Origin of the sequence: Chryseobacterium sp. POL2 (genome assembly GCF_011058315.1) — a bacterium.
Lineage (GTDB): Bacteria > Bacteroidota > Bacteroidia > Flavobacteriales > Weeksellaceae > Soonwooa.
Genome location: NZ_CP049298.1, coordinates 756362 through 781641, shown reverse-complemented (window position 1 = coordinate 781641; position 25280 = coordinate 756362). Strand labels below are relative to the sequence as shown.

Genomic DNA, 25280 nt, shown 5'->3' with positions numbered 1-25280 from the left:
TGATATAAAGTTTAAGTTTAAGTGAAATCCGCGATTTTGGTCGCGGATTTTTTTTTTTTTTTTTAAACTAAAACGAAATTTTGAAAGTGTTTTATTTTAAAGTTAGACTTTCTAAGAGATTGAATATTTAGATTCTTTCTAACTCATCGCCACTTATCACCGTTTTGAAAGTACCGTAGTTAACTGTGATTTTATTTTTATTAATCATCTCAATCGTGCCAACACTTGTACTTCCAGCGATACGAACACGTTGTCCAACTTTCAACCAAAGCGCACGTTCTTTTTGACGTTTTTCCTCAATTTTCTCATTGGTTTCAGCAATTTTTTCCTGAACTTCTTCTTTCTTTAATTGCTGTGTAATTTTGCGTTTTACAACTTGTAGACGTTTGCTCTCATCTTTGTCGGCACCTACTTTTCGGAACTTTTCTTGTTCCAAAAGTTTTACAAAATCTTTGACAACTTCTTTTCTGGATTTTCCTTTGGTATAGCTGTCTATAAAGTTTTCTACTTTGTTACCAAATTGTAACTTGCGGTGTTCCTCTTCATATAATTTTTGAAAATTAAACAACTTTTGCTGCAATTGCTCATTCAGTTTATGAAGATTGTCGCGCTTGTCTTCTACAGACTCTTTGCGTACGGTAAGATCCGATTTTAGTTTTTCTACTTCGTATTTTTCTTGTTGTAGTTTAACAATGGTCTTGTCAAGATTAACGATGTCGTGTTCTACTTTTTTCTTGGCGTTATGAATGATAAATCTCGGGATTCTGTTTTTCTCAGCAACTTCAAAAGTGAACGAACTTCCTGCCTGGCCAATTTCCAGTTTGTACATCGGTTCCAAAGTTTCTTCATCGAAAAGCATCGCAGCATTTATCGCGTGTGGAAGTTGCTCGACAACCAGTTTGATGTTGGTGTAATGCGTTGTGATAATTGCAAAACTTTTCTTTTCATAGAAAAATTCGAGGAAACTTTCTGCCAATGCGCCACCTAATTCTGGATCCGAACCTGTGCCAAATTCGTCAATTAATAGCAAAGTGTTTTCGTCGGCTTCGCGAATGATACTCGCCATTTTTTTAAGACGTGAGGAATAGGTTGAAAGATGATTTTCGATGGATTGATTATCGCCAATATCCGTCATTAATTTGTCAAAGAAAAACATCTCACTTTTTGGATGTACAGGAACTAAAATGCCTGTCTGAATCATGAGTTGCAACAATCCTAAAGTCTTTAGCGTAATCGATTTTCCACCGGCATTGGGACCAGAAATACAAATGATTCTGTTGTGGTCTGACAATTCTAAAGTTTGTGGAAAAATGGCTTTATTCTCAGCCGTATTTTGTAACCATAATAATGGATGAAAAGCATTGATAAGCCTTAGACTTTTATGTCGATTTATCTTTGGTAAAACACCATTGATGAGTTTTGCAAATCTCGCTTTGGCACGAATGATATCGAGATTGAAAATATATTGTTGATAGCTTTCTAGTTGTGGTTGAAAAGCCGATAGCTCAGCAGTAAGTTTTCTAAGAATTCTGTCGATTTCCTTTTTTTCTTCCTCTTCATTTTCACGCAGTTTGAACTGGTGTTTTATAACGCTTTCTGGCTGGATATATGTAATAGAACCTGTCTTGGAAACACCTAAAGTTCTTCCAGGAACCCGTTTTTTATAACCCGATTTGATAGCTAGCACACGTTGGTCGTCTATAATACTTTCGCGGATATCATCCAGAAAATCGCCTTGTGCTAAAGCGGACAAAGCTCTGTTAAAATTCTCTTGAATGGCTTTTTTGGCATGTTGAATTTCCGAGCGAAGTATTTGTAGATCCGAAGAAGCATCGCTTTTGACTTCGCCAAATCGGTTGAAAACTTTGTTGACTTTTTCAATAATTTCTTTTTGAAAATCCAAGTCTTTGACATCGTTATTGAGAATTGGAAAAATATCAATCAGCTTTGGAAAATAGTTTTGAAGTTTTCCGACTTGTTCTGTCAGATTTTTAATTTTAATAAAAGCATGATTGTCTAGTCGATAATTCTCGATGTGCATGACTTTTAGTTCGGCTTCAATATCTTCATATTCATCAAACGGAATCGCGTTGTCACTTTCATAAGAACTTAAAAATTCTGATGTTTTTTTCAACGACAATTCGGCTTCATCTATTGGCATTGGTTTTAGATGAAGGATGTTCTCGGATATTTTTGGAGAGTAGGCGAGTGGCGCGATTTCGGCCAACAAACGTGGAAACTCTAATTCTTGTAAATTTTCTGAACTAACTTGCACCATGCAAAGATATAAAATGATGTTTATATTTTGTGAAATTGTATGCTTGTCGCATTTTTTATTTAATCATGTATAAATAAAAAAGAGCTGCTCCCGAAAGAGCAACTCCGAAACGTGGAATTTATATAAAGTGTGTGTTTTTAATTATATCTTAGCATCGAGACAAAACTGTAATGTTAAGTCATCTTTCACAACTACCATACCGCCCATTTTCTTCGGTGGTGTGATTTGAAAGTCACTGAATTTTACGTTCTTTTTTGCGCTAAGCCTTCCGTTTTGGTTTGAAAAATTAATCTGATACTTCTGCGTTTTGTTCATAATCTTAACTTCCACATTCGCCAGATATTGATTGTTACTGGTTTTTGAGAAGTTGAGGAACTTCACGTACATATTTGGAAATTGTTTTTCGGATAATGTTTTTTTGAAGTCGTTGGTCATCACTCGATTTTTACAATCGAAGCCACCAACTTTGATTTCCAATTCGGGAAGCTGCGTGTCTACGAAGCTAAGTTTTTGGCTTTCACCCGAAATGTCATTAATACATTTGAAAGTGTTGACATTGGTTTTGCCATTTATTTCTATAAAATTTTGCTGGCCATAAGTTTTTAATAGACCAAAGACAGCAAACAATAGAATGTGAAAAATTTTCATCATGAAAAATTTAAAAGAAGGGGAAAGTCTTAGGGAATTTCCCCTTCTAGTACAAACAATATAAACTATAAAAAATCTAGAATGAAATGGCTGCTTCTAAAACAAAACCATTAAATTTTCCGTTGTGCAAAATGCTTGCAGGTGAGTAGCCATCATATTTCTGACTAACATATTCTGCTTTCGCCATGATATTTTTTGTCATGAACCAACCGCCACCGATGTTGTAACGAGATACTTCTACATCTTCTTTGGTTGCTAGTTCTCCTTTTACCATGTTGTAACGTCCGCCTAGGTATAGGTTTTCGTTATTTCCGAATCTGTAAAGCAATTCAGCACCATATTGATTCCAAGTTCTTCTGTCAACCTCTGCGAAGTTTCTACCAGAAGAAGTTTCGAAGATTCCGAAGAATTCTAAACCTTGGTATTTCACAAATGGGTTAATCATAAAACTGGTCACTTTATTTTTGAAATCTGGAACAACTTGTCCTGATTTGAAGTTGGCAGAAGAAGTTGCTGCTGCGTTTTCCATCACAAAATAATATCTAGAACCTGCTCTGTCGCCATCGTAGAAATCTAATCTTTGTGTTTGCGCTGCGTTATAAACGGAACCTGTTAAACGTACTCTAAGGTCGTTGTTAACTTGTTTGTCATAACCCACTTTTGCATATACAGAAGGACTTGTTCCGCCAGTTGCATTTTGGTTAAGTCGTCCATTGGTAACACCAGCCATTCCTAAGAATCCATTTCTTTGATAGTAAACTTCTGCGAAAACCATAGTTGCATAGGCATCCATAAGGTAATTTCCTACAAATGGATTACGAAGCGTGTAGGCATTATCACTTCTTCTAAAGTGCGCATCACCGTAGTTGATTTCGTCCTGTCCTACTTTGATTGTAGCATATTTCATAAAATCGCCTAAGAAGTCTTTTTTAATAAAATCTAATTTGTCGATTTGTAAATATCCTCCTTTCACATAAGTTTCGTTGTGGTGTCTTGATGAAAGGAAAGTTCTCAAATGTAAGTTAACACCATCGTACAAAGCTACATCAATGTCTAAGTTAGCTGTCGGAAGGTTAAAGTTATTTCCGATATTGTATAACTTAGTTGCAGGAACCGATGGGTCTGCGCCACTTTCGTGTTTAATACCTTGGAATTGTAGAGCAAATGCACCACCAACTTTAACTTTCAACTTTTCAAAAGTCGTGATAGAATCTTTTGGACTTTCGAATTGGTTGATACCATGTTGGTCTTTTGGACTGAAGTTATCAAACTTTTGTTCTTGTGCATAAGCTAATCCACTGAAGAAAATTGCACCTAGGGCTGTTGCTTTTAGTATTGTAGATTTCATAGTTTTTTGATTTAATTGTTTATAAATAGTTGAGTTAAATATTATTTAGTTGTTATATTAAAGTTGATGTTTATCTCATCTCCAGATTTTATGGTTCCCATCATCACACTTGGTGGTTTTATCCCGAATGTTGTCATCTTCATTTTTGTACTACCTTTTATAACATAAGAATTGCCATTTTTTGTAACACTTACAGGAATACTGATATTTTTTGTAACATTGCTAATGGTCATGTTGCCTTGTATTGTCGCAGTTCCTGATGTTGGCAGACTAGCTGCTGTGAAAACGATATCTGGATATTTCGTCGTGTTCAAAGCTTTGTAAGCATTTTTATCCAATGATGAGTCTTTGCTCTTTAAGCTCGTTGCTTTCATTACGAATTTTACATCCTCGATTTTGTTACCATTAACATCACCTGTAAAAGTTGACTGCGTGGATGTCATATCCCATTTGTGTAATGTCGATGTACCATCAATTTTTATATTAGAAGATTGTTGACTTATTTTTTGTGCATTTAAAAAGTTAGCAGAAAGTCCAAGCATTAATGCGCCAACCAAAACTCCAATTTTTTTAGATGTATTTTTCATATTTATAATTTTTTATAGTTATTATTGAATTATCTTTGTTAATTTTCTAATACAAAAGTATGAATAATTGATATTAAGATGAAATTATTGAGTATGATAAATATCCTAACGATTGTTAGTTTTTATATTATTAATAATTTTATACTTAAATAATTTAGAATAATTGATAAATTAATCAAATGTTTGATAAAGCAGCTAAAAAATGTTATTAGATGTTGAATAAAAAATAGTCATTCTTCAATGAAGCTAATTTTTTCTGACAAAAATCAATCTCTAAACTCTATTTATTATTAAGAATTCTCGTAAATTATAATAAGCTTGTTTTTTTCTATTCTAAACAGAAACTACATATAAATACAGCTTGCTGCATTTTATTATTTTTAAACAAATAGTTTGTATGCGAAATAAAAAGAATAGCTTTGTATTTCAATATGTACGTTATGATGAATTTGTCGGATCATTTATGTTTCAAAACTTATGTACTTTCTCGATACTTGACCAGTTTGTACAAAACTTTTCTGGATGAGATATCTTTGACTTATCCGCAATATTTGGTGATGCTGGTTTTGTGGGAAAACGGCAGTATGCGTATCACTAAAATTGGTGAATTTTTGCATTTGGACAAGGCTACGCTAAGCTCATTACTTAAACGAATGGAGAACAACGGCTTGTTGACGCGTGTTCGCAGCTCTTCAGACGAAAGAATCGTCCAGATAAGTTTAACCGAAAAAGGAGCGAAGCTCAAAGAAAAAGCAAGTCATATTCCTTTTGCCGTTCAGGATTGTCTTGGGCTTCCAAAACTTACAAAAGATCAACTCATGTCCAATCTCGACGACATCATCATCAAATCAAAAAAATAAATCATGCAAAAGATAGGAATAATAGGTTGTGGCTGGCTCGGATTGCGACTTGCAGAACATTTGTCACCACGATTTCAAATTTATACCACGACAACCTCAATCGATAAAAAAGAAACTTTGGATGCTAAAGGATTTCATCCCACTTTAGTTTGTTTTACAGATTATCAACAGACCGAAAAAACAGAATGGAATATTATTTCGGATTTGGACATCATCATTATTACGATACCTTTTTCGGAAAAAACATGTTGCGTTAGTTCTTTATACAACAGGACTCAGAATTTGCATGCCTTTATTGGAGATTTTAAAGGATTGATGTTTTTCATGAGTTCTACAAGTGTTTATCCCGATTTAGAACAAGAATTTGTGGAAGAAAATGTGCCTCTTAATCAGGTTTCAGGGGAACGCATGATGAAAGGAAAATTTCCACAAATTAATATTTTACGTTTAGCAGGATTGATGGGGGACAACCGACTTTTGTCCAATTATAATATTTCTAATTTGGATGTGTCGGTTAATCATATTCATTATGTGGATATCTGTTCGGTTGTGGAAAAGATGATGGCATTAAAATCTCAATCCAAAGTTTACAATGTCGTTGCACCACTTCATCCGAGTAAATCTGAAGTCATCAATGCTCAAAAAAATAAGCCTTACTCCGAAGAATCCGGGCCAAAAGGAAAACGAATTTCATCTGCAAAATTAGTTGCTGATTTGGACTTTGAATTTCAATATCCAGATCCGCGGTATTTTCATTTATAATTCAAGATTTGTAAGAATCATTTTTTAATCATAAAATTCCTTAGGATATTCCACAATTCCGCTGATGTTTTTCAGTGCATTTTCCTCGAGTTCAATGACTATACAATTTTCATCGGGAACATCAAACGGTAATTTGATATTAAAAGACTTAGCAAGTTTATAACCAAATCTTGGATAATAATCTTCGTGACCGAGAAGAATTATGGACTTAAAATTCAATGCCTTTGCTTTGTCCTGCGCATAGTTTATGAGAGAAGCTCCAATTCCTGTATTTTGAAGTTTTTGTAATACAGCAACTGGAGCTAATGCAAGAGATTCAAACTCGTTTTCGGAATTTTTAATCTTCAATTTTGTCAATAAAATATATCCAACAATGCTTTGGTCTATTTCTGCAACAATCGATAATTCAGGGATGAAATTTTCAGATTTTCTTAATCTTTCTACAAGAAATTGCTCTTGATGATCGGACTGGATTTAATTTTCGAAGACATTTTTAATGAGTTCAAAAATTTGTTCGTAATCCTTTGAGTTTTCTTGTCTTATTTTCGTTTTCTGAATTTCAAATTTTGTTTTTAGCGCAGCATAATATCACCACCATCAGCCATTAAAGTCTGTCCCGTCATGTATTTGCTGTCTTCACTCAGAAGGAAAGCTACAATCGGCGCAACGTCATGTTGTGGATCTCCAAAACGTCCCAACGGTATTTTTTCGACCACATGTTGGTAATCTTCTGGGAAATTTTCTTTCCAGTTTTTGACACCTGCGGTAAAAGCTAAAGGACAAACCACATTTACCCGAATATTATCCGCGGCCCATTCGGTTGCTGCCACACGACTCAAACCCCGAATGGCTTCTTTTGCCGCTGCGTAACTCGCCTGAAACCTGCTTCCTTGCAATGCTGCGCCCGAACCGAGATTCACGATAGCACCTTGCGATTTTTTGAGTTCGGGATAAGCGGATTTCATGAAATTAAGTGTGGCGTTAAATCCTGTTCCGAAGGAAATCGCCCAATCGTCCTCGGTAAGATCCATGAGTGGTTTTTGTCTGGAAACATGTGCGTTGTTCACCACGCCGGTTAGTTTTCCGAATTGGCTTACGGCAATGTTTACGGCTTCATCGGCAACCGATTTTTGAGAAACATCTCCTTTTAGGAAAATAACTTTTCCTGGATTGTTTTTTTCGATTTGTGTGCCTGCTTCTTCATTCACATCTACAGCAATTACAGTAGCGCCGCGCTGAACAAGTTCTTGGGTAATGCCACCGCCGATTCCCGCAGCACCGCCGGTAACGATGATGACTTGATTGTTAAGTGTATTCATCATAATGGGATTTTGTTTTTAAGTTGGATTAAAGTTTTACGGTTTTTTTTGAGTTCTATTTTAATTTCGGAAAATACGTTTTTGTTTTTAATGACAATCATTTTCGGTAACAAGTTTGGCTTCTAAAAGATTGGTAACATGATAGACACTTTCGTATTTTGCTGAAAAACCGTCATTGGATTTTCCTTGGTCTTCCGCTTGTATTTCTACAAAAATTGGAGTGTAAGATTTTTGATCTTTGGTGAGCTGGCTGTAAACGTCTTTTATTTTTCCTGTTTGATCGGAAATCCAATATAACTTATCGCTTCCACAGGCTTGGAAGGTCCGAACTTCATGACTGAAAACCAATTGTCCTTTTAGGTTTAGATTTTTGCTGAGATTTCGTGTTTACTTTTTTGTAGTTCAGAAGTTGCATTTTATCTTTTAAAACCAATTCTTTGTCATTCAGTTTTTGGATGAAATAAATTTTGGAGTCGATGGAAGACTGTTTGTTACCGATGCTTTTTGCGGTCAAAGTAAGTTGGTTGCCCTCCACGCTCCATCTTTCATACAGTAAAGTTGACATAGTATCCGATTGAGCTGTACCGCCGCCAAACAAGCTAAAATTCAATGCACTTTCTGATTAATCTTCCCAAGAACCGATTAGCATTTTTTTGTTGTTCTCTGTTAATTGGTCGGTTGATATTTGTTCATTAAGCGTTTGGTTAGCGCTATTTTGAATGTTTTTGCAAGAAAAAAGAAATAATCCACTTCCCAGAAGAATCGCGAAAATAGGTTTGAAATTGAATGTCTTTTTTACATATTTTGATTGATAAAACAGTTTCTGTTGTTGCTTATAATAAAGCAGGAACAGTGCCAATCTTCATTTGTGAGAAAGAAAAGAATTCAGTAAAATAGAGTGTGTAATTCCTTTCTTGCTTTCAGCCAATTGTGTTGAATTTGTATCAAATTTTAGTTAGTGCAGAGCCTTTGTGGGCGGCAATATGATCCGATTTGTCGCTTTTTATTTCGTATTGCGGATCAGCAGCTGTGGCATGATGCGTGTAGGTTTTGTATTTAAAATCTGTTGTGTGTATTTTGATAATCGTTCCCGAAACAATACCCGCTTCCGAATTCCATTTTACCTTGTCGCCAACTTTAAATTTTGTTTTCATAATGATTCTTTTGATTGATGAAAAGCTAAAAGATATTTGTCAATATAGTGTTGTTTTTCTTTGGATTTGTATTGTTGAATGTAGCGTGGATGTTCTAAAACTATTAAACGGTCGAATAGTTTGACTTCTTGGTTTAGTTTCTGAATAAAATTGGCATTTTTCTTTCCAAGAACATAGACTTCGGAAGTGTTCAGCCCTATGCTGATGTGCTGCTGCAAAGATGTTATCATATAATCTTTTACGTCGTCGAACAAATCTTTATCATCATAATAATTGGCATTCAATAATTGCCCTTTTTTTGCTTCCCGAACAATAGCCAATGGAAAAGGCGAGTTGATATAAAAATCATTATAAAAGTCTTTTGCTCCACCATAAGCAGCAATCATCTCGTACATGAAAACCGAGGAAATTTCATGGGTATGGGCCGATTGCATTTTTATTCCACAAATACTGTCCAAACGTTTTGTATCGGTAAACGGAATTCCTGTTATTCCTGCACCATGCCGACTAGGATTGATACCAATAATAAATTTTCGTTCTTTGTTATCGTTGTAATATTTATGATAAAAAGCTTGCATTACTTTTAAAGTTTCTGGATTGTCCATATAAGGATTCATTACCCGAAAAGTTTTTGGGAGTTTTCCTGTATAATGCAAACTGCAATTAAACGCAATTACTCTATCTGCAAATGTTTTTGACAATTTTATAGATGTTTTTTTTGTTATTATAATTAGTACATTTATTATGCCACAAGACTTTTATTTTGTTGTAACAAACTAGGCTTTAGGTATTTTGCGTTTAGGAAAGAGCTATGTTTCGAACAATGCCATGAAAAGTATCAAAATAGTATCAAAAGTTTTCATTATTTAAAGATTTTCTGTTGTAAAACTTTTCTTTAGGTTTCCCGAATATATTTTTATTCAAAATTCCTTAATAAAAAACTGAGGTTTCGTTGTGTTCTTAATCAAATCATTATCTCTGATTAGGTCACAAGAATTTAAATCAATTACTAAAAAAATGAACATAAAATATACTAAAAATTATATAGTCATTTTCCCTTAATGAATTTTTTTATCTTATGTAATCCTTGTAAATTTATAGCTGCAAAAGTCATCACAATATGATTGATCTGAAATCTATGTATTCTCAATCCCAAGAGCAAATTCTAAAGCAGTTTAACGTTCAGCAAGCCGAAGGTTTGAACGATCAACAAGTATTGCAAAACCAAAAAAAGTTTGGCTTCAATACCTTGACTGAAGAAAAATCCAAATCTGTTTTCAAATTGCTTTTGGAACAATTGAACGATGCCCTCATTTATGTTTTGTTGGGCGCAGTGATGATCACTTTATTTTTGGGAGAATGGGTAGATGCCATCATTATTTTGGTGGTTGTTATTCTGAATGCTGTTTTGGGTGTTTATCAGGAAATGAAAGCTGGAAACGCCATTGCAGCCCTCAAACAACTTTCCAATCCGCACGCCATTGTTAAAAGAAATGGACAAACTTTGGAGATCAACACCTCAGATTTGGTTCCTGGCGATTTGGTTATTTTGGAAGCGGGACGAAATGTTCCTGCCGATATTAGAATCATCGAAGCCGCCCATCTTCAAATCGATGAATCTGCTCTTACAGGAGAATCGTTGGCCAGTCCAAAAACTGCCGAAACTTTGTCCAGTAAAACAGATCTTGGCATTGGCGATCTTCACAATATGGCGTTCATGTCCACATTGGTGACCTATGGCAGAGGCGTTGGCGTGGTTGTAGGCACGGGAAATTCTACAGAAATCGGTAAAATAGCCACGATTATTTCTGAAGAAGAAGACCGCAAAACACCTTTGGAAATTCAATTGGCCGAACTCGGAAAAACTTTGGGTAAAATTGCTATTGGTGTTTGTGTCCTTATGTTTGGGATTGGTTATTTTCAGGGGCGCGAGGTTTTCGAACTTTTCATGACATCGGTTTCTTTGGCTGTGGCTTCTATTCCGGAAGGTTTAGCCGCCATTGTGGCCATTGTCCTTTCGGTGGGCGTTACCAAACTGGCGCGTCAAAATTCAATTGTCAAAAAATTACCAGCTGTAGAAACTTTGGGTTCGGTAAGTGTTATTTGTTCGGATAAAACGGGAACGCTTACCCAAAATAAAATGACCGTTACGCAATTTTATACTTTTTCTGATGCTTTAATTGATGATTTTTCTACTATTAAAACGAGTTCTTCCCAATGCTTAGCGAAAGGTATGTTTCTGGCTTCAGATGCCACTTTGGAAGATGATGTGGCAACGGGTGATCCTACGGAAATTGCTTTATTGATGTTTGCAGATGATTTAAAATTAAACCGTCAAAAACTTACGGATTCTTATCCCAGAATTGGTGAATTGCCTTTCGATTCGGAGCGAAAAATGATGTCCACTTGTCATCTTTTAGCTGATGAAACTCGAGAAATTTATGTGAAAGGCGCCTTAGATTCTATTTTATTACGTTCTAAATATGTGTTGGAAAACGATGAAGTAATCCCACTGACCGATGTTCACAGAATGCTGATACAGGAAGCTGCAGAAAAAATGTCGGACCATGCGTTACGAACTTTGGCTTTGGCGTACAAACGGGAAAATTCGGATATTCCGAAAACACAATACGAAAACGATCTTATTTTAGTTGGTGTGGTGGGGATGATGGATCCGCCAAGATTAGAAGTAAAAGACGCCATTAACGAAGCAAAACAAGCCGGGATTATGACCGTGATGATTACAGGCGATCACAAAAATACAGCCATGGCTATTGCCAAAGAATTGGGCATTGCAACAGATAACAAACAAGCTATTTCTGGTGTGGACCTTCGAATGATTGCGCCAGAAAAATACAACGATACCGTAACGGAATGTCGGGTTTTTGCAAGGGTTTCCCCTGAAGATAAAGTGAATATTGTAAAAGCTTTTCAGTCCAAAGGAAATATTGTGTCGATGACGGGTGATGGCGTGAACGATGCGCCATCTCTGAACGCTGCCGATATTGGCGTTGCGATGGGAATTACGGGTACAGATGTTGCAAAATCGGCTTCGGATATGATTTTGGCGGATGATAATTTCAGTACCATTGTTAATGCGATTGAGCAAGGCCGAATTATCTTTAACAATATTAAAAAATCGGTTCTATTTTTACTTTCCAGTAATTTGGGCGAAGTAATTACCATGCTTATTGCGGTGGTTGCGGGAATGCCGATGCCATTAATTGCAACCCAATTGTTGTGGATTAATTTAATCACCGATTCGTTGCCGGCTTTGGCATTAGGTTTAGATTCGGGAAGTACAGATGTGATGAAAGAGCAACCTAGAAAGCTATCCGAAGGTTTCTTTGCTAACGGCGGTGCCGCCAAAATTTTAATCGCTGGAGTATTGATTGGTTTGGTGACTATTTTTGGATTTTGGCATGGCTACAACCAACACGGTTATTCTCCTTTTGATTCTAATGTTCCCCAAAATGTTCTTGAATATGCACGAACACTGGCTTTTATGACTTTAGTTTCTTGTCAGCTTTTCATGTCTTTGTCTTACAACAGCATTCACCACACCATTCTGAATGGTGGTTTGTTAAGAAATAAATATTTAATAGGCGCTGTGGTAGTGGGGTTCCTAATGCAGACGATTGTTTTGTATATTCCTTTCTTGGCAGAAGCTTTTCATTTGCAGCCGTTGCATGGTGAAGGATGGCTTTGGATTTTAGGTTTAGGTTTAATTCCGATGCTTCTAAATGAAATGGTGAAATTATTTAGGAAATAAAATGTGGTTGTCTCAAAAGCCTAAAATTACTAGATTTTGTTATTCAGAACCTAGCGAAGCGTAGAATTTTATGTAAATTGAAGTTTTACTAGATTTAACGACGTTGAGCCTTCGGTTTCTCGTTCTTGGGAATGACAAAGTGTTTATCTTCGAAATTTGTTGTGAAGGCATAAAAAATTAATTTTGATATTAATTTTAAAAATATAGGAGCCTTGTTAGGGCTCGAAGCCCTAACAAGGCTTTCTAATTATAGATAAAATTTGCTACGGATGACTATTATGCGCCCCGGATGGAACGGTATGTTGGAGCTCGCGCCGCAGGCTCGGGCAATAGCTTTGAGGCGGCGCAGCGACTAGTGACAGCCGGAAATGGCGCCGTTAAAAAAAGATAATTAATAGTTAAAATAAATTATTTGTAACCTTTTGGCAAACTTATTCGTATAATCTAATAGAACTCTATATTGAGGAATATCTATAATGAGACAGTTAAAAATTACAAAACAGGTTACCAATAGGGAAACCGCTTCGCTTGACAAGTATCTGCAAGAAATTGGAAAAGTTGAATTGATTACTGCCGACGAGGAAGTAGATTTGGCACAACGCATCCGTGCTGGCGACAGAGCCGCTTTGGAAAAATTAATTAAAGCCAACCTTCGTTTCGTTGTATCAGTATCAAAACAATACCAAAACCAAGGACTTTCGCTTCCGGATCTTATTAACGAGGGTAATTTAGGCTTAATGAAAGCTGCGAAACGTTATGATGAGACGAGAGGTTTTAAATTCATTTCTTACGCAGTATGGTGGATTAGACAATCTATCTTGCAAGCTTTGGCTGAACAATCGAGAATTGTAAGACTTCCGTTGAACAAAATTGGGTCTATCAACAAGATTAACAAAGCCTACGCACACCTAGAACAAGAAAATGAAAGACCACCTTCTCCAGAAGAATTGGCTGAAGTGTTGGACATGAGCGAGGAAGACATCAAAGAATCTATGAAGAATTCTGGACGTCACCTTTCTATGGATGCCCCTTTGGTAGAAGGAGAAGACTCTAACTTGTACGACGTTTTGCGTTCTGGAGAATCTCCAAGTCCTGACAAAGATTTGATGCTAGAATCTCTACAAATCGAGATTGAGCGCGCATTGAATACTTTGACGCCGAGAGAAGCAGATCTTGTTAGATTGTATTTTGGTCTTGGCGGAAAACATCCTATGACTTTGGAAGAAATCGGGGAGACATTCGATCTTACAAGAGAGCGTGTTCGTCAGATTAAAGAAAAAGCTATCAAACGCCTAAAACACAACTCAAGAAGCAAGATTCTAAAATCTTATTTGGGTAAATAATTTTAACGATTTTAAATATTAAAGCCTCGACGAAGTCGAGGCTTTTTTGTTTTCTTAAAGATAATTATAGGCAATTAATTAGCTGCCTATATTTATTATTTTTAAGATTCTAATAATTCCCTTTTTCAACATAATGAGCAGCAATTTTTTCTGTAAGTGCTACCACATTTGGTGTGTTGGTATATTTCGTAAATCTTCTAAGGCCAGAAAGCATCATTCGTTGCTCATCACCTTCTGCGAAAGAAACAATGCCTTCTTTAGCTGCTGTGATAATGGCATCAACCGTTTTGTATAAATTCAACTGAGCCATTGCTGCTTCTACAGAATCCGGTGCGAAATGTTTTTCAGCTCTTAATACCGCCGATTCTGCCATGTAGATTTGGTTCAGGATTTCGGAAGCGTTTAACAATAAGTGTTGTTGTTTCTCAATATCCATCATGTATTTTTGTAGGGCAGCTCCGGAAACCATTAAGAAAACTTTTTTCAAATTGGCAAGAAGTGCTTTTTCTTCACTCATGAATGCTGAATAATCGGGAACATCGAATGATGGAATTCCCATTAATTCTTTAGAAATAGCCATTGCCGGAGAAAGAAGATCCAACTGACCTTTCATGGCTCTCTTGATCAACAATCCAACGGCAAGAAGTCTGTTGATTTCGTTGGTTCCTTCGTAGATTCTTCCAATTCTGGCATCTCTCCAAGGCGCTTCCATTGGGGCATCTTCGGAGAATCCCATTCCACCATAAATTTGGATTCCTTCGTCCGCTGTTTTTTGTGTTAAATCCGATACGAAAACTTTCAAAATTGAACATTCAACGGCATATTCTTCAACACCTTTCAATTCCGCTTCCTGATGGTTCATTCCACCCGCAACCAATTCATCAATTTTGTCCTGAATATCTTTTGCAGCACGGTAAACTCCAGCTTCCGAAACGAAAACGCCAGTCGCCATTTCAGCCAATTTTTTACGAATCGCTCCAAAAGTAGAAATAGAAACATTAAATTGTTTTCTCTCATTTGAATATTGAAGCGAATGGTTTAGAATTCTTCTTTGTCCGTCCAAGTTTGCCGCACCCAATTTAATTCTACCTACGTTTAAAGCGTTGATGGCGATTTTGAAACCGTTATTTCTTTCTCCTAAAAGATTTTCCACAGGAACTTTCATATCGTTGAAGAAAACCTGACGGGTAGAAGAGGAACGGATTCCCAATTTGTGCTCTTCTTCACCAAAAGTCATTGAATTTGGATCTTCCAATTCGCTTCTGTTGATCACGAAACCGGTGATGTTTTTGTCATCGTCAATTCTTGCAAAAAACGTAAAAGTATCTGCAAAACCTGCGTTAGAAATCCACATTTTTTGTCCGTTGATGATGTAGTGTTTTCCGTCTTCAGAAAGTACCGCTTTGGTTTTTCCTGAATTGGCATCAGAACCTGCATCGGGCTCTGTTAAACAATACGCCCCGAATTTTTCACCTGTTGCTAAAGCTGGAAGGTATTTGTTTTTTAGATATTCGGATCCATAAAGTAGGATAGGAAGCGTCCCAATTCCGGTATGCGCTCCGTAAGCTGTTGCCAAAGAACCATTGGCTCCGGAAGCTACGTCACAAGCCAAAACTGTAGAAACGAAACCCATTCCAAGTCCGTTATATTGTTCCGGAACAGCAATTCCTAAAGCACCCATTTCGCCTAATTTTTGCATGCATTCGTGGGTTAATGCATAATCTTTGCTCTCGAAACGAGGGTTGTTTGGGATTACGTCTCTATCGATAAATTCGCGAATACTGTCACGAAGCATTCTTTGTTCTTCTGAAAGTTCTTCTAAGGTGAAGATTTCTGTTGTAGGAACTTCCTTGATAAGGAACTCGCCACCAATTAAATTTGCCATATGATTTTGTTTTTATTTGTAATTAATTATAGTTTTTTAGATGATAGACGGATAGACGGATAGATGATAGACGGATAGACTTTTATTGATTTAAAGTGTTTTGAAAAACCATCGTCGCTTTTTGAAATTCTTCGATTTTATTTTCAAAAATTTCACAATTTTCATCAGCTAGATATTTTCTGTGGGCAGCCAATAAAAGTTGAGTCTGAAGTTCGAATGAAGAACCTAAAGAAATATCTAAAAAATGACTGAACGATTTATTTGTTCTACTGGAACCTTCTGCAATATTTGAAGGGATTGATATTGAACATCTGTCCATTTGACTTTTCAAGCCGTATTTTTCATAAGCCGGAAAAGTATCCGTTAGATCCAAAGTGATTCTTGACAAGTCCATTGCCATTTGCCATATTTTTAATTTTTTAAAATTATGTCGCTTAAAATCACTCATTTTTTTCAATTATCTATTATCTCTTTGTCTATTATCTCTTCGTCTATTATCTCTTCGTCTATTATCTCTTTGTCTATGATCTCCTTGTCTCTTATCCTCAAGTCTAAGCTAAAGCAGTTCAAAAATGGAAGCCGCTCCTTGTCCGGTTCCTACGCACATGGAAACCATTCCGTATTTGTTGCCGCGTTTTCTCATTTCGTCTAGAAGCTGAACCGTTAATTTTGTTCCTGTACAACCCAGTGGGTGACCAAGTGCGATTGCGCCGCCGTTGACATTCAGAATATCCGGATTTAAACCTAATTCTTTTTTAATAGCTACGGATTGAGAAGCGAAAGCTTCGTTTAATTCGATTAATTCGATGTCTTTTAGTTCTAAACCAGCTTGTTTCAACGCTTTTGGAATGGCATAAATTGGTCCCATTCCCATGATTCTTGGTTCCAAACCTGCTGCTGCATAAGCGACTAATCTCGCTTCTGGTTCAAGGCCTAATTCTTTCACCATTTCTTCGGACATTACAATCACGAAAGCCGCACCGTCACTCATTTGAGATGAATTTCCTGCGGTAACAGAACCTCCGTTTGCAAAAACGGGACGAAGTTTAGCCAAACCTTCCAAAGAAGTGTCGGCTCTTGGACCTTCATCTACCGAGAAATCGAACTTTTTGGTTTGCATTTTCTGGTTTTCGTCCAAGAAATTATATTCCACAGGAATTGGAACAATTTGGTTGGCAAATTTCCCTTCCGCATTGGCTTTTAAAGCTTTCATGTGAGATTCAAAAGCAAATTGATCTTGCTCTTCACGAGAAATATTGTATTGTTTTGCCACTTCTTCCGCAGTGTAGCCCATTCCCCAATAATAATCGGGGTTTGTTTTTGCGATATCCGTTTCCGGAACGGGTTTGTAACCGCCCATCGGAATATACGACATCGATTCTGTTCCACCCGCGATGATGCAATCTGCCATTCCGGCTTGGATTTTAGCGGATGCAATCGCAATCGCTTCCGAACCCGATGCGCAATATCTGTTCACGGTAACACCAGGAACTTTGTCGGTATTTAATCCCATTAAGGAAATTAAACGCGCCACATTCAAGCCTTGTTCTGCTTCTGGCATTGCGTTTCCAACGATGAGATCGTCGATTCTGTCTTTATCTAATTGTGGTACAGCCGCCATTAATTTTTCAATTACGGTAGCCGCCATGACATCGGGTCTTGTAAAACGAAGAGAACCTTTTGGCGCTTTGCCTACTGCGGTTCTGTAACCTTTAATTATATATGCTTGTTTCATTTTTTTGATTTAAAATTAATTTTGTTTTTACCTCGTAGAGGTTTTTTGTTAATAAATTTAATAATGGTTTGGGGTGCGGAGCTCCGTAGGAGCGACCTGTTAGTTTTCAATCCATTCAAATAAATATTGAAAATCGTATTCAATTTCAAATTTTTGTAGAAATTCTAAATATTCTTCCTTAAATGATTTTTTTTGATGATGTTCTTCTTGGTTCAAAATGTATTTTATCACATGATCTACACCACTTTTGGAATAAGAAAATGCGCCATAACCTTCTTGCCAATTGAATTTTTCATTCATCCATTTCTTATCATTAATAAATTTTGAAGAACCCGCTTTAATATCTCTTACCAAATCTGAAATCGACATAGCTGGACTCATACTTATAAGTAGATGAACGTGATCTGGCATTGCAAAAACAGCATATAATCTCTGTTTTCTATTGCTTACGATTCCATTGATATATTTATGCAATTCTTCTCTGTTTTCTTTTGAAATCAGATTTTGTCTTCCTTTAACTGCGAAAACAATTTGAACATAAATTTGTGTGTACGTGTTTGCCATAAAAATTAACAGGTCGCCTCTACGAGGCTCGTTTTTGAATTCAATTATTCAATCTATTAACAGTTCGCTCCTACGGAGCTCTCCACTAATTACGAAGTGGTTTCCCATTTTGCAACATGTACTGAATTCTTTCCAAAGTTTTTCTTTCGCCACATAATTGCAGGAAAGTTTCTCTTTCAAGATTTAATAGATATTGTTCAGTAACAACAGTTGGTTCGGAAAGATTTCCACCTACTAAAACATTGGCTAGTTTGTCCGCAATTTTCTTGTCGTGTTCTGAAATGAAATTACCGGTTAACATTTGGTCGGTTCCTACGTAGAACATTCCTAAAGCATCTTTTCCAAGAACTTTTACCGTTTGCTCAATTGGTTGGGTGTAACCTTGTTCGGCCAATAATTTCGCTACTTTTTTAGCTTCTGCAATCTGACGTTTCTTGTCAACCACCACGATGTCTTTTCCTTTTTCAAGGATTCCCATATCGTAAGCTTCGTAAGCGGAAGTCGCTACTTTACCCATGGCGATATTCATGAACGCATCACGAAGACGGTTGTTTTTAACATCATCTGCATGGAATTCTCTAGATGTTCTCAACGCAAATTCTTTGGAACCACCACCGCCAGGAATGACACCAACTCCGGTTTCTACCAATCCGATGTAGGTTTCGGCAGCGGCAACTACGCGGTCTGCATGCATGGTCATTTCGCAACCACCGCCCAAAGTCATTCCGTGAGGCGCAACTACGACTGGGATTGATGAGTAACGAACGCGCATCATCGATTTTTGGAAATACGCGATTGCCATATTCAAATCGTCCCAATCTTGCTCAATTGCCATCATCAAAATCATGGCTAAATTGGCTCCTACAGAGAAATTAGCACCTTGATTTCCAACCACCAAACCGTCGTATTCTTTTTCGGCTAGATCGATGGCTCTGTTTAATCCGTCCAGAACTTCACCACCCAAAGAATTCATTTTAGAACGAATTTCGAAATTGATAATTCCGTCGCCTAAATCTAAAATTGCCGATCCGGAATTGCTCCAAAGGGTTTTGTTTTTTCTGATATTATCTAAAATAATGAAAGCTTCCTGACCAGGGATTTGATCGTAGTTTCCGGTATTTTTATCGTAGAAAATGCTTTGGCCTTCGTCATTTACTTTATAGAAGGTTTCATTTTTTGCCGCCAATTCTTTCGCCCAATCAGAAACTTCGTAACCGGCTTCTTTAGCCAAATCAATTCCTTTTTGAACACCAATTGCGTCCCAAATTTCGAAAGGACCGTTTTCCCAACCGAAACCAGCTTTCATGGCATCGTCGATTTTATAGATGTCATCAGAAATTTCTGGAACTTTGTGTGAAACATACGCGAACATCGCACCGAAAGAAGCTCTGTAGAATTCGCCTGCTTTATCTTTTCCACCAATTAAAACTTTGAATCTGTCGATAGGTTTATCGATGGTTTTTGTTAATTCTAAAGTCGGGAAAGCTACTTTTCCTTGAGGTTCGTATGCTAAAGTGTCTAAGTTTAATCTTAAAATTTCTGATTTACCGTCGGCATTTTTCACTTTCTTGAAGAAACCTTGGTTGGTTTTTGAACCTAAGAAATTATTGCTCATCAAGAAATCGATGTAAGAAGGCATGGCGAACTGATCTTTGAAGATCTCTTGTTCAACACCGCTTTCACGAACACCGTTGGCAACGTGCACCAAAGTATCCAAACCAACCACATCCGCTGTACGGAAAGTTGCTGATTTTGGACGACCGATTACAGGACCTGTCAATTTATCAACATCAGAAATATTCAGACCTAATTTTTGGATGGTATTAAAGATGTTCATAATGCCGAAAACCCCAATTCTGTTGGCGATAAATGCAGGCGTATCTTTTGCAAGAACGGTTGTTTTTCCTAAGAATTTTGCACCGTAAGTCATGTAGAAATCGACAATTTCTGGTTTTGTGTGCGGCGTAGGAATAATTTCTAATAAAGGCAAATATCTCACTGGATTGAAGAAATGCGTTCCTGCGAAATAATCTTTGAAATCATCGCTTCTACCTTCTGTTAAAAGGTGAATTGGAATTCCCGAAGTATTAGAAGAAACCAATGTTCCAGGCTTTCTGAACTGTTCAATTTTTTCGTACACCGATTTTTTGATGTCTAATCGTTCCACAACAACTTCGATAATCCAGTCGGTGTTTTTGATTTTCTTTAAATCATCGTCGAAGTTTCCAACTTTAATTCTATCTGCAAATTTCGGAGAATAGAGTAGCGCTGGACTGGCTTTCTGAAGTTTCGCAAAGTTTTCTGAAGCAATACGGTTGCGAACCACTTTGTCTTCTTTGGTAAGTCCTTTTTTCTGTTCAGCTTCAGTCAGTTCAAAAGGAACGATGTCCAAAAGCAAAACTTCTACACCAATGTTCGCAAAGTGTGCAGCAATCCCGCTTCCCATAATTCCGGAACCTAAAACTGTAACGTGTTTGATTCGTCTTTTCATTATAATTTTGTTATTTTTTATTATTTAGATCGTTTGCTATTTTAAGAATCGAAGACATTACTTCTTTGAAGACATCAAACTTCTCCTGCGGAATTGTTTCCATAACGCGAGTATTGAAATCCAGAACGACTTCTTTTGATAGATTTCTCGATTCGATACCTTTTTCGGTAAGTTTGATAATGACTTCACGTTTGTCCGTCGTAGTTTTTTCTTTATAGATGTAACCGTTATCTTCCAAAAGCTTAATGATTCTTGTTAAAGAAGTTGGTTCAATAGCCATTTTAGGGCCTAGATTTGTACTTCTTGTCCCTTCTTTTGGGTCAATTTTTAACAATGTCAAAGCTTGTACTGCTGTTGAATTGTATAAGGATGCTTTATCCGAATACATTTTTGAAACCGCTAACCACGCAGACTTAAGTAATAAATCTACACTTTCAACTTTATCTGAATTTTTCTTGTCCATAATAACCTTTAAAGTGATTATTCAAAAATAAGAAAATATATTATGCATGCATAGTATATTTCCGTTAAATAAATGTTAAATATTGAAAATCAACAGGTTATTTGTTATGCTATTCGTAATAAAATTTAAAATTGATTATCTAAATTGTAGAATTTAAGAGTGTTTGTAATGAATTTTTAATTTCGGCTAAACTTTTGTGGGAAGTTGTTGAAAAATTAGAGATTACCGACCATTTGTCTTCTTTATAAGTAATTGAAAATGAAGATAAATTTACGTCAAAATTCTTTTGCAAAAAAGAAAATAGCAACTCTTTTTCCAATTGTGGCGCGTCGATTTTTGGGGAAACAAAATTGTGATTAACATTGAAAATATGAGGATCTAGGAAGTTTTTATTCTTTAAAAGAATTTCCTCTGTTAAACCAGCTTGTAAGTTTTGATCGCGAATCCACCAAATTTTATCCGCAAATTCACGGGCTAATCGCCAGTCGTGTGATGAAAACAAAATCAGTTTGTTATGTTTTTTCGCCAATTGACGCAATAGTTTCAGGATCATTAGTTTGTTATCTTCATCCAAATGCGTTGTTGGTTCATCCAAAATTATCATGGGAGAATTCTGTGCTAAAGCACGACCAATAAATGCTTTTTGAAGATTTCCATCTGACAAATGTTGCAGTTGGGTATGACGATATTGTTCAAGGTCTAATTTTTCAATAAGATTTGAAATGTCGTTTTTATCTGCTGCGTCAATTTTAAAATAATAAGGATAATGGATATATTTTCCGAAATTGATAAGTTCCTCAACGCTATAATTGTACGGAATATCAGCTTTGGAAAAGACAATTGCAATTTCTTCTGCAATGGCTTTCTGGCTATATGATTTTATGTTTTTAGAGTTTAAAAAAATATCACCTTGCAGAATAGTATTTTGTTTGAGAAGTGTTTTAATCAAAGTAGTTTTGCCGACGCCATTATTTCCCATCAACAGAACAACTTCGCCTAAGTGAAGTTCTGCATTAATGTCTTCTACTAAAGCTTTTTTGTAGCCTATGCTTAAGTTTTTTAAGTCTAAAAATTTTTCCATTACGCTAGATTTTTAGATTGTTTGACAAGCATTAAAAGGATGACAGGAATGCCAATAATTGATGTTATGATATTGATAGGAAATTGCGTTAATTCTGCTAAAACTGAAAAACTAAGCATGATAAAAATGCCTAAAATCATATTCAGAATCCATTGGTGCCAAAGTTTTGATGGATTATAAAGTAATCTGCAAAAATGTGGAACAACAATTCCAACAAACAATATAGGACCAAGAAAAGCTGTGACAGAAGCTGATAGCAAAGATGTGGCGATGATGATTGTGTATTTCAGTCGATCTAGATTAACACCTAGACTTTTTGCATAAGCCGCGCCGAAAGCATTTCCCATCAAAGGTTTTATAGATTTAAAACTAAAAAATAAGCCCAGCACAACAAATAAAAACAAAATTAAAAGTTGATCTCGACTTGCATTATTATTCGCTCCAAAAGACCATAAAATATAGTTTTTCAGGCTTTGACTTTCGACATAAAATTGTAAAATGCTGACAACTGCGCCTGCCAAAGCTGAAATTAAAAATCCAAAAATAATAATGAAAGAAGCATTTTGAAAACGTTTTGAAAACAAAATTAAAACAAGCATTAAAATCAAGCTACCGCCAATGGCTGATATGCTGATGAAGCTATTTTGTATAAAATCTGGCATTATCCAAGATTGTGAAAAAAAAATAAAACAAGCCACTGCCAAACTCGATACCGATGTTATGCCTAAGACATCTGGTCCTGCTAAAGGGTTTTTAAAATATTCTTGTAATAAAAATCCACTACTTGGGATGGATATACCTGCTAAAAGCATGGCCAAAACACGATTGATACGGATGTCTGCGATCGCAGAATTGTCAGCAGTTTTATCGAAAAAATCCGATAATTCTAATGGGATATATCCGATATTAAGATTAACAACTACCGCCACAAGAATGCCGATGCCTAAAACAATACCGAGAATTCCAAAGCCTTTTGCCATACTTAATTTTGAATGCCAAAAATACGATTATTTAAAAAGAAAAGACATCCAATTGGATACCTTTTTTAGATTATTTTTTGCCAGTAATTTTATTTTTTTCTTTTTGCTCATTAATATTTGGAGTGAAATTGGCAGCCATCATCTTATCAATCTTGGCATTTATTTCTTCCTTTTTCATTGAGCCCATATATTCGTCCACCATATTTCCGCGACGCATCAAGGTGAAAGGAATAGCTTCTCCATTCCAAGTGTCAAAATTTTGAGAGAAGAATTCGGGTGTCAAAAGACTGCCATCTAACAAAACGATATTGTTGCGAAGTCCGTATTCATCAGCGAAATCGCTAACTTGTGTTGGCCAATCCGACTTGTTATCCAGACTTACAAAAGTGAATTTAACAGGTTGATCTTTTAATTGTTCCATTTTTTCTTTGAAATGCGGAATTTCTATCATACAAGGTTGGCACCAGGTCGCAAAGAAGTTGGTTACATACAGCGTATCATTGGTTTTTGCAGATAGCAAAGTAGGAATTTTTTCAGGTGTTAATTCTAGTAATTCTCGATGCGCACCAAGAGAATCAACTTCTTGTGTACTGTCAATTGCTAAAGAATCTTCTGCGTTGTTTTTGTTTTCAAACTTCAAATCTTTATCATTTTTACATGCGATTAAAGATGTTCCTAAAATAAGACCTAAGACGTATTTTTTCATTTATTTTCTATTGATTAAACTCGGTTGTTGTTGATTTTTTGAAATTATACTTTGATAATTTTTGATTAATTTTGAGGCTATGACAGAACAAGTATTATCAGTTGGTAACCAGCCTCGGTTTTATCGGTTAAAAATAGTTAAAAAAATGGACTTGACCAAAGATAGTTTTCTATTAGGTTTCGGTATTCCTGAAGATAAGAAGGCTGTATTCGGTTATCAATCAGGACAGTATGTTGCTTTGAAGTTTAATGAAAATCAGCACGAAATAATTAATGATTACTCCATTACTACTTCCCCAAACGAGTCAAATTTTGAAGTGGCCGTTAAAATAAAATCTTCAGAAAGTTCTGCCAATGCTTTGTACCAAAATTATCAAGTTGGCGATGAGATTTTGGTAAGTCCGCCACAAGGTCGATTTAGTTTGATCATAAAACCGCATGAGAAAAGAAGTATTTTAGCTTTTGCTGCAGGGATTGGGATTACGCCAATTTTCAGTCACATAAAAAATCTTTTGTATCAAGAGCCTAGGACAAGGATTTTTCTCTTTTATAGCAACAAAACCAAAGAGGATATTATTTTTTTTGATGAGTTAAAGCAACTCCAGAAAGACCATGCAGATCGTTTTTTTGTCTATTATTTTTTCTCCCGCCAAAAGCTTAATAATCCACTTTTAGAAGGGCGTTTAGACGAAAAAAAAGTCAAACTTATTATTAATCAAATTCTGCATTTGGACGACGAAGATGACGAGTCAACAATTTGGGATTCTACGGACAAAGTGGTGATTTGTGGTCCTGGCGATATGATAAAATCTGTCGCAAATGCCTGTTATAATAATGGAATCCCAAAACGCGACATTCATTTTGAATTGTTCGAATCTTTTAACGACAATATTTATCCGCAAGAAAAAGCTTTCCCGATAATCGAAAATATTAAGGTGAAAATAAAATACAATCATCTTATAAAAGACGATATTATTTTGAAAAATAATAAAGGGAAAATCCTGCAACAACTTTTAGGAATGGGGATTAATGTACCGTATTCTTGTAAATCTGGCGTGTGCGGAAGTTGTATTTGTAAACTGGAAAAAGGCGAAGTCGAGATGGAAGAAAATGAATATTTGACAGATAAAGAGTTGTCACAGTCCAAAATTTTGCCATGTTCTGCCTTTGCGATGAGTCAAGATTTATTTTTGGATTTTGATTTAATGGATTAATAATTTTTTCATTTTTAAAAAATTATAGTTAAATTCACTCCTTCAAAAAAAATGACGTCTAGCGGATCCTTTGTATGTTGAAGTTTATAAA

24 protein-coding genes are annotated in these 25280 nt (G+C 36.0%); 5 read left to right on the top strand and 19 right to left on the bottom strand.

Annotated features, from left to right (window positions below; translation table 11 throughout):
• Window positions 1-127: 127 nt before the first annotated feature.
• The 4 genes from G6R40_RS03700 to G6R40_RS03685 all read right to left on the bottom strand — a co-directional run bounded on the left by G6R40_RS03700 (window position 128) and on the right by G6R40_RS03685 (window position 4861).
• Window positions 128-2278, bottom strand: coding sequence for an endonuclease MutS2 (locus G6R40_RS03700; RefSeq protein WP_410497342.1), 2151 nt, complete (start codon window positions 2276-2278; stop codon window positions 128-130).
• Between the two features lie 141 nt (window positions 2279-2419).
• Window positions 2420-2929, bottom strand: coding sequence for a YceI family protein (locus G6R40_RS03695; RefSeq protein WP_165131703.1), 510 nt, complete (start codon window positions 2927-2929; stop codon window positions 2420-2422).
• A gap of 73 nt (window positions 2930-3002) precedes the next feature.
• The gene (locus G6R40_RS03690; RefSeq protein ID WP_165131701.1) at window positions 3003-4274 is read right to left on the bottom strand and encodes a hypothetical protein; all 1272 of its coding nucleotides are present in this window, start codon (window positions 4272-4274) and stop codon (window positions 3003-3005) included.
• A 41-nt stretch (window positions 4275-4315) separates the two neighbouring features.
• Window positions 4316-4861, bottom strand: a complete 546-nt coding sequence (locus G6R40_RS03685; RefSeq protein ID WP_165131699.1) for a YceI family protein — start codon at window positions 4859-4861, stop codon at window positions 4316-4318.
• Window positions 4862-5301: 440 nt separating this feature from the next.
• Here G6R40_RS03685 and G6R40_RS03680 point away from each other — a divergent pair, with 440 nt between their 5' ends.
• A complete protein-coding gene (locus tag G6R40_RS03680) occupies window positions 5302-5721 on the top strand; it encodes a MarR family winged helix-turn-helix transcriptional regulator (protein ID WP_228455907.1) in 420 nt (139 codons plus the stop codon).
• Between the two features lie 3 nt (window positions 5722-5724).
• Window positions 5725-6483, top strand: a complete 759-nt coding sequence (locus tag G6R40_RS03675; protein ID WP_165131697.1) for a hypothetical protein — start codon at window positions 5725-5727, stop codon at window positions 6481-6483.
• A 24-nt stretch (window positions 6484-6507) separates the two neighbouring features.
• Here G6R40_RS03675 and G6R40_RS03670 read toward each other — a convergent pair whose 3' ends face one another.
• From G6R40_RS03670 to G6R40_RS03645, 6 genes are all read right to left on the bottom strand, one after another.
• Window positions 6508-6957, bottom strand: coding sequence for an N-acetyltransferase (locus G6R40_RS03670; protein WP_317164553.1), 450 nt, complete (start codon window positions 6955-6957; stop codon window positions 6508-6510).
• 98 nt (window positions 6958-7055) lie between these two features.
• Window positions 7056-7805 (bottom strand): SDR family NAD(P)-dependent oxidoreductase, encoded by a 750-nt coding sequence (locus G6R40_RS03665; RefSeq protein WP_228455906.1) that lies wholly within the window; start codon window positions 7803-7805, stop codon window positions 7056-7058.
• Window positions 7806-7889: 84 nt separating this feature from the next.
• Complete coding sequence (locus tag G6R40_RS03660; protein ID WP_165131695.1) at window positions 7890-8150, bottom strand: hypothetical protein; 261 nt, start codon at window positions 8148-8150, stop codon at window positions 7890-7892.
• Window positions 8134-8400, bottom strand: coding sequence for a lipocalin family protein (locus G6R40_RS03655; RefSeq protein WP_228455973.1), 267 nt, complete (start codon window positions 8398-8400; stop codon window positions 8134-8136). Before G6R40_RS03655 ends, G6R40_RS03660 begins: the two co-directional genes overlap by 17 nt.
• A 346-nt stretch (window positions 8401-8746) precedes the next feature.
• A complete protein-coding gene (locus tag G6R40_RS03650; protein WP_165131689.1) occupies window positions 8747-8956 on the bottom strand; it encodes a DUF2945 domain-containing protein in 210 nt (69 codons plus the stop codon).
• Window positions 8953-9657, bottom strand: coding sequence for an SMUG2 DNA glycosylase family protein (locus G6R40_RS03645; protein ID WP_165131686.1), 705 nt, complete (start codon window positions 9655-9657; stop codon window positions 8953-8955). Before G6R40_RS03645 ends, G6R40_RS03650 begins: the two co-directional genes overlap by 4 nt.
• Before the next feature lie 419 nt (window positions 9658-10076).
• Between G6R40_RS03645 and G6R40_RS03640 the strand changes: the two genes are divergently transcribed.
• Together G6R40_RS03640 and G6R40_RS03635 are read left to right on the top strand one after the other, a co-directional pair.
• Window positions 10077-12728: a cation-translocating P-type ATPase gene (locus G6R40_RS03640; RefSeq protein ID WP_228455905.1), complete on the top strand. Its 2652-nt coding sequence runs from the start codon at window positions 10077-10079 to the stop codon at window positions 12726-12728.
• A 476-nt stretch (window positions 12729-13204) separates the two neighbouring features.
• Window positions 13205-14071 carry an RNA polymerase sigma factor RpoD/SigA gene (locus tag G6R40_RS03635; protein ID WP_165131683.1) on the top strand — a complete coding sequence of 289 codons (867 nt, stop codon included), beginning with the start codon at window positions 13205-13207 and terminating at the stop codon, window positions 14069-14071.
• A 109-nt stretch (window positions 14072-14180) separates the two neighbouring features.
• On the opposite strand, the gene G6R40_RS03630 is transcribed toward G6R40_RS03635, so the two are convergent.
• The 9 genes from G6R40_RS03630 to G6R40_RS03590 all read right to left on the bottom strand — a co-directional run bounded on the left by G6R40_RS03630 (window position 14181) and on the right by G6R40_RS03590 (window position 23976).
• Window positions 14181-15956: an acyl-CoA dehydrogenase family protein gene (locus G6R40_RS03630; protein WP_165131680.1), complete on the bottom strand. Its 1776-nt coding sequence runs from the start codon at window positions 15954-15956 to the stop codon at window positions 14181-14183.
• A gap of 82 nt (window positions 15957-16038) precedes the next feature.
• Window positions 16039-16404, bottom strand: a complete 366-nt coding sequence (locus G6R40_RS03625) for a four helix bundle protein (protein WP_165131677.1) — start codon at window positions 16402-16404, stop codon at window positions 16039-16041.
• 108 nt (window positions 16405-16512) lie between these two features.
• Window positions 16513-17691, bottom strand: coding sequence for a thiolase family protein (locus tag G6R40_RS03620; protein WP_165131674.1), 1179 nt, complete (start codon window positions 17689-17691; stop codon window positions 16513-16515).
• Window positions 17692-17790: 99 nt separating this feature from the next.
• Complete coding sequence (gene tnpA, locus G6R40_RS03615; protein ID WP_165131671.1) at window positions 17791-18255, bottom strand: IS200/IS605 family transposase; 465 nt, start codon at window positions 18253-18255, stop codon at window positions 17791-17793.
• An 85-nt stretch (window positions 18256-18340) separates the two neighbouring features.
• A complete protein-coding gene (locus tag G6R40_RS03610; protein ID WP_165131668.1) occupies window positions 18341-20746 on the bottom strand; it encodes a 3-hydroxyacyl-CoA dehydrogenase/enoyl-CoA hydratase family protein in 2406 nt (801 codons plus the stop codon).
• A gap of 10 nt (window positions 20747-20756) precedes the next feature.
• Window positions 20757-21209 carry a MarR family winged helix-turn-helix transcriptional regulator gene (locus G6R40_RS03605; protein ID WP_165131665.1) on the bottom strand — a complete coding sequence of 151 codons (453 nt, stop codon included), beginning with the start codon at window positions 21207-21209 and terminating at the stop codon, window positions 20757-20759.
• A gap of 139 nt (window positions 21210-21348) precedes the next feature.
• Window positions 21349-22290: an ABC transporter ATP-binding protein gene (locus tag G6R40_RS03600; RefSeq protein WP_165131662.1), complete on the bottom strand. Its 942-nt coding sequence runs from the start codon at window positions 22288-22290 to the stop codon at window positions 21349-21351.
• A complete protein-coding gene (locus G6R40_RS03595) occupies window positions 22290-23270 on the bottom strand; it encodes an iron chelate uptake ABC transporter family permease subunit (protein ID WP_165131659.1) in 981 nt (326 codons plus the stop codon). The genes G6R40_RS03600 and G6R40_RS03595 overlap by 1 nt, the downstream gene beginning before the upstream one ends.
• 70 nt (window positions 23271-23340) lie before the next feature.
• On the bottom strand, window positions 23341-23976 hold the full coding sequence (locus G6R40_RS03590) for a TlpA family protein disulfide reductase (protein WP_165131656.1): 636 nt from the start codon (window positions 23974-23976) through the stop codon (window positions 23341-23343).
• Between the two features lie 145 nt (window positions 23977-24121).
• Here G6R40_RS03590 and G6R40_RS03585 point away from each other — a divergent pair, with 145 nt between their 5' ends.
• Window positions 24122-25189, top strand: a complete 1068-nt coding sequence (locus G6R40_RS03585) for a flavin reductase family protein (protein WP_262887663.1) — start codon at window positions 24122-24124, stop codon at window positions 25187-25189.
• Window positions 25190-25280 lie beyond the last annotated feature (91 nt).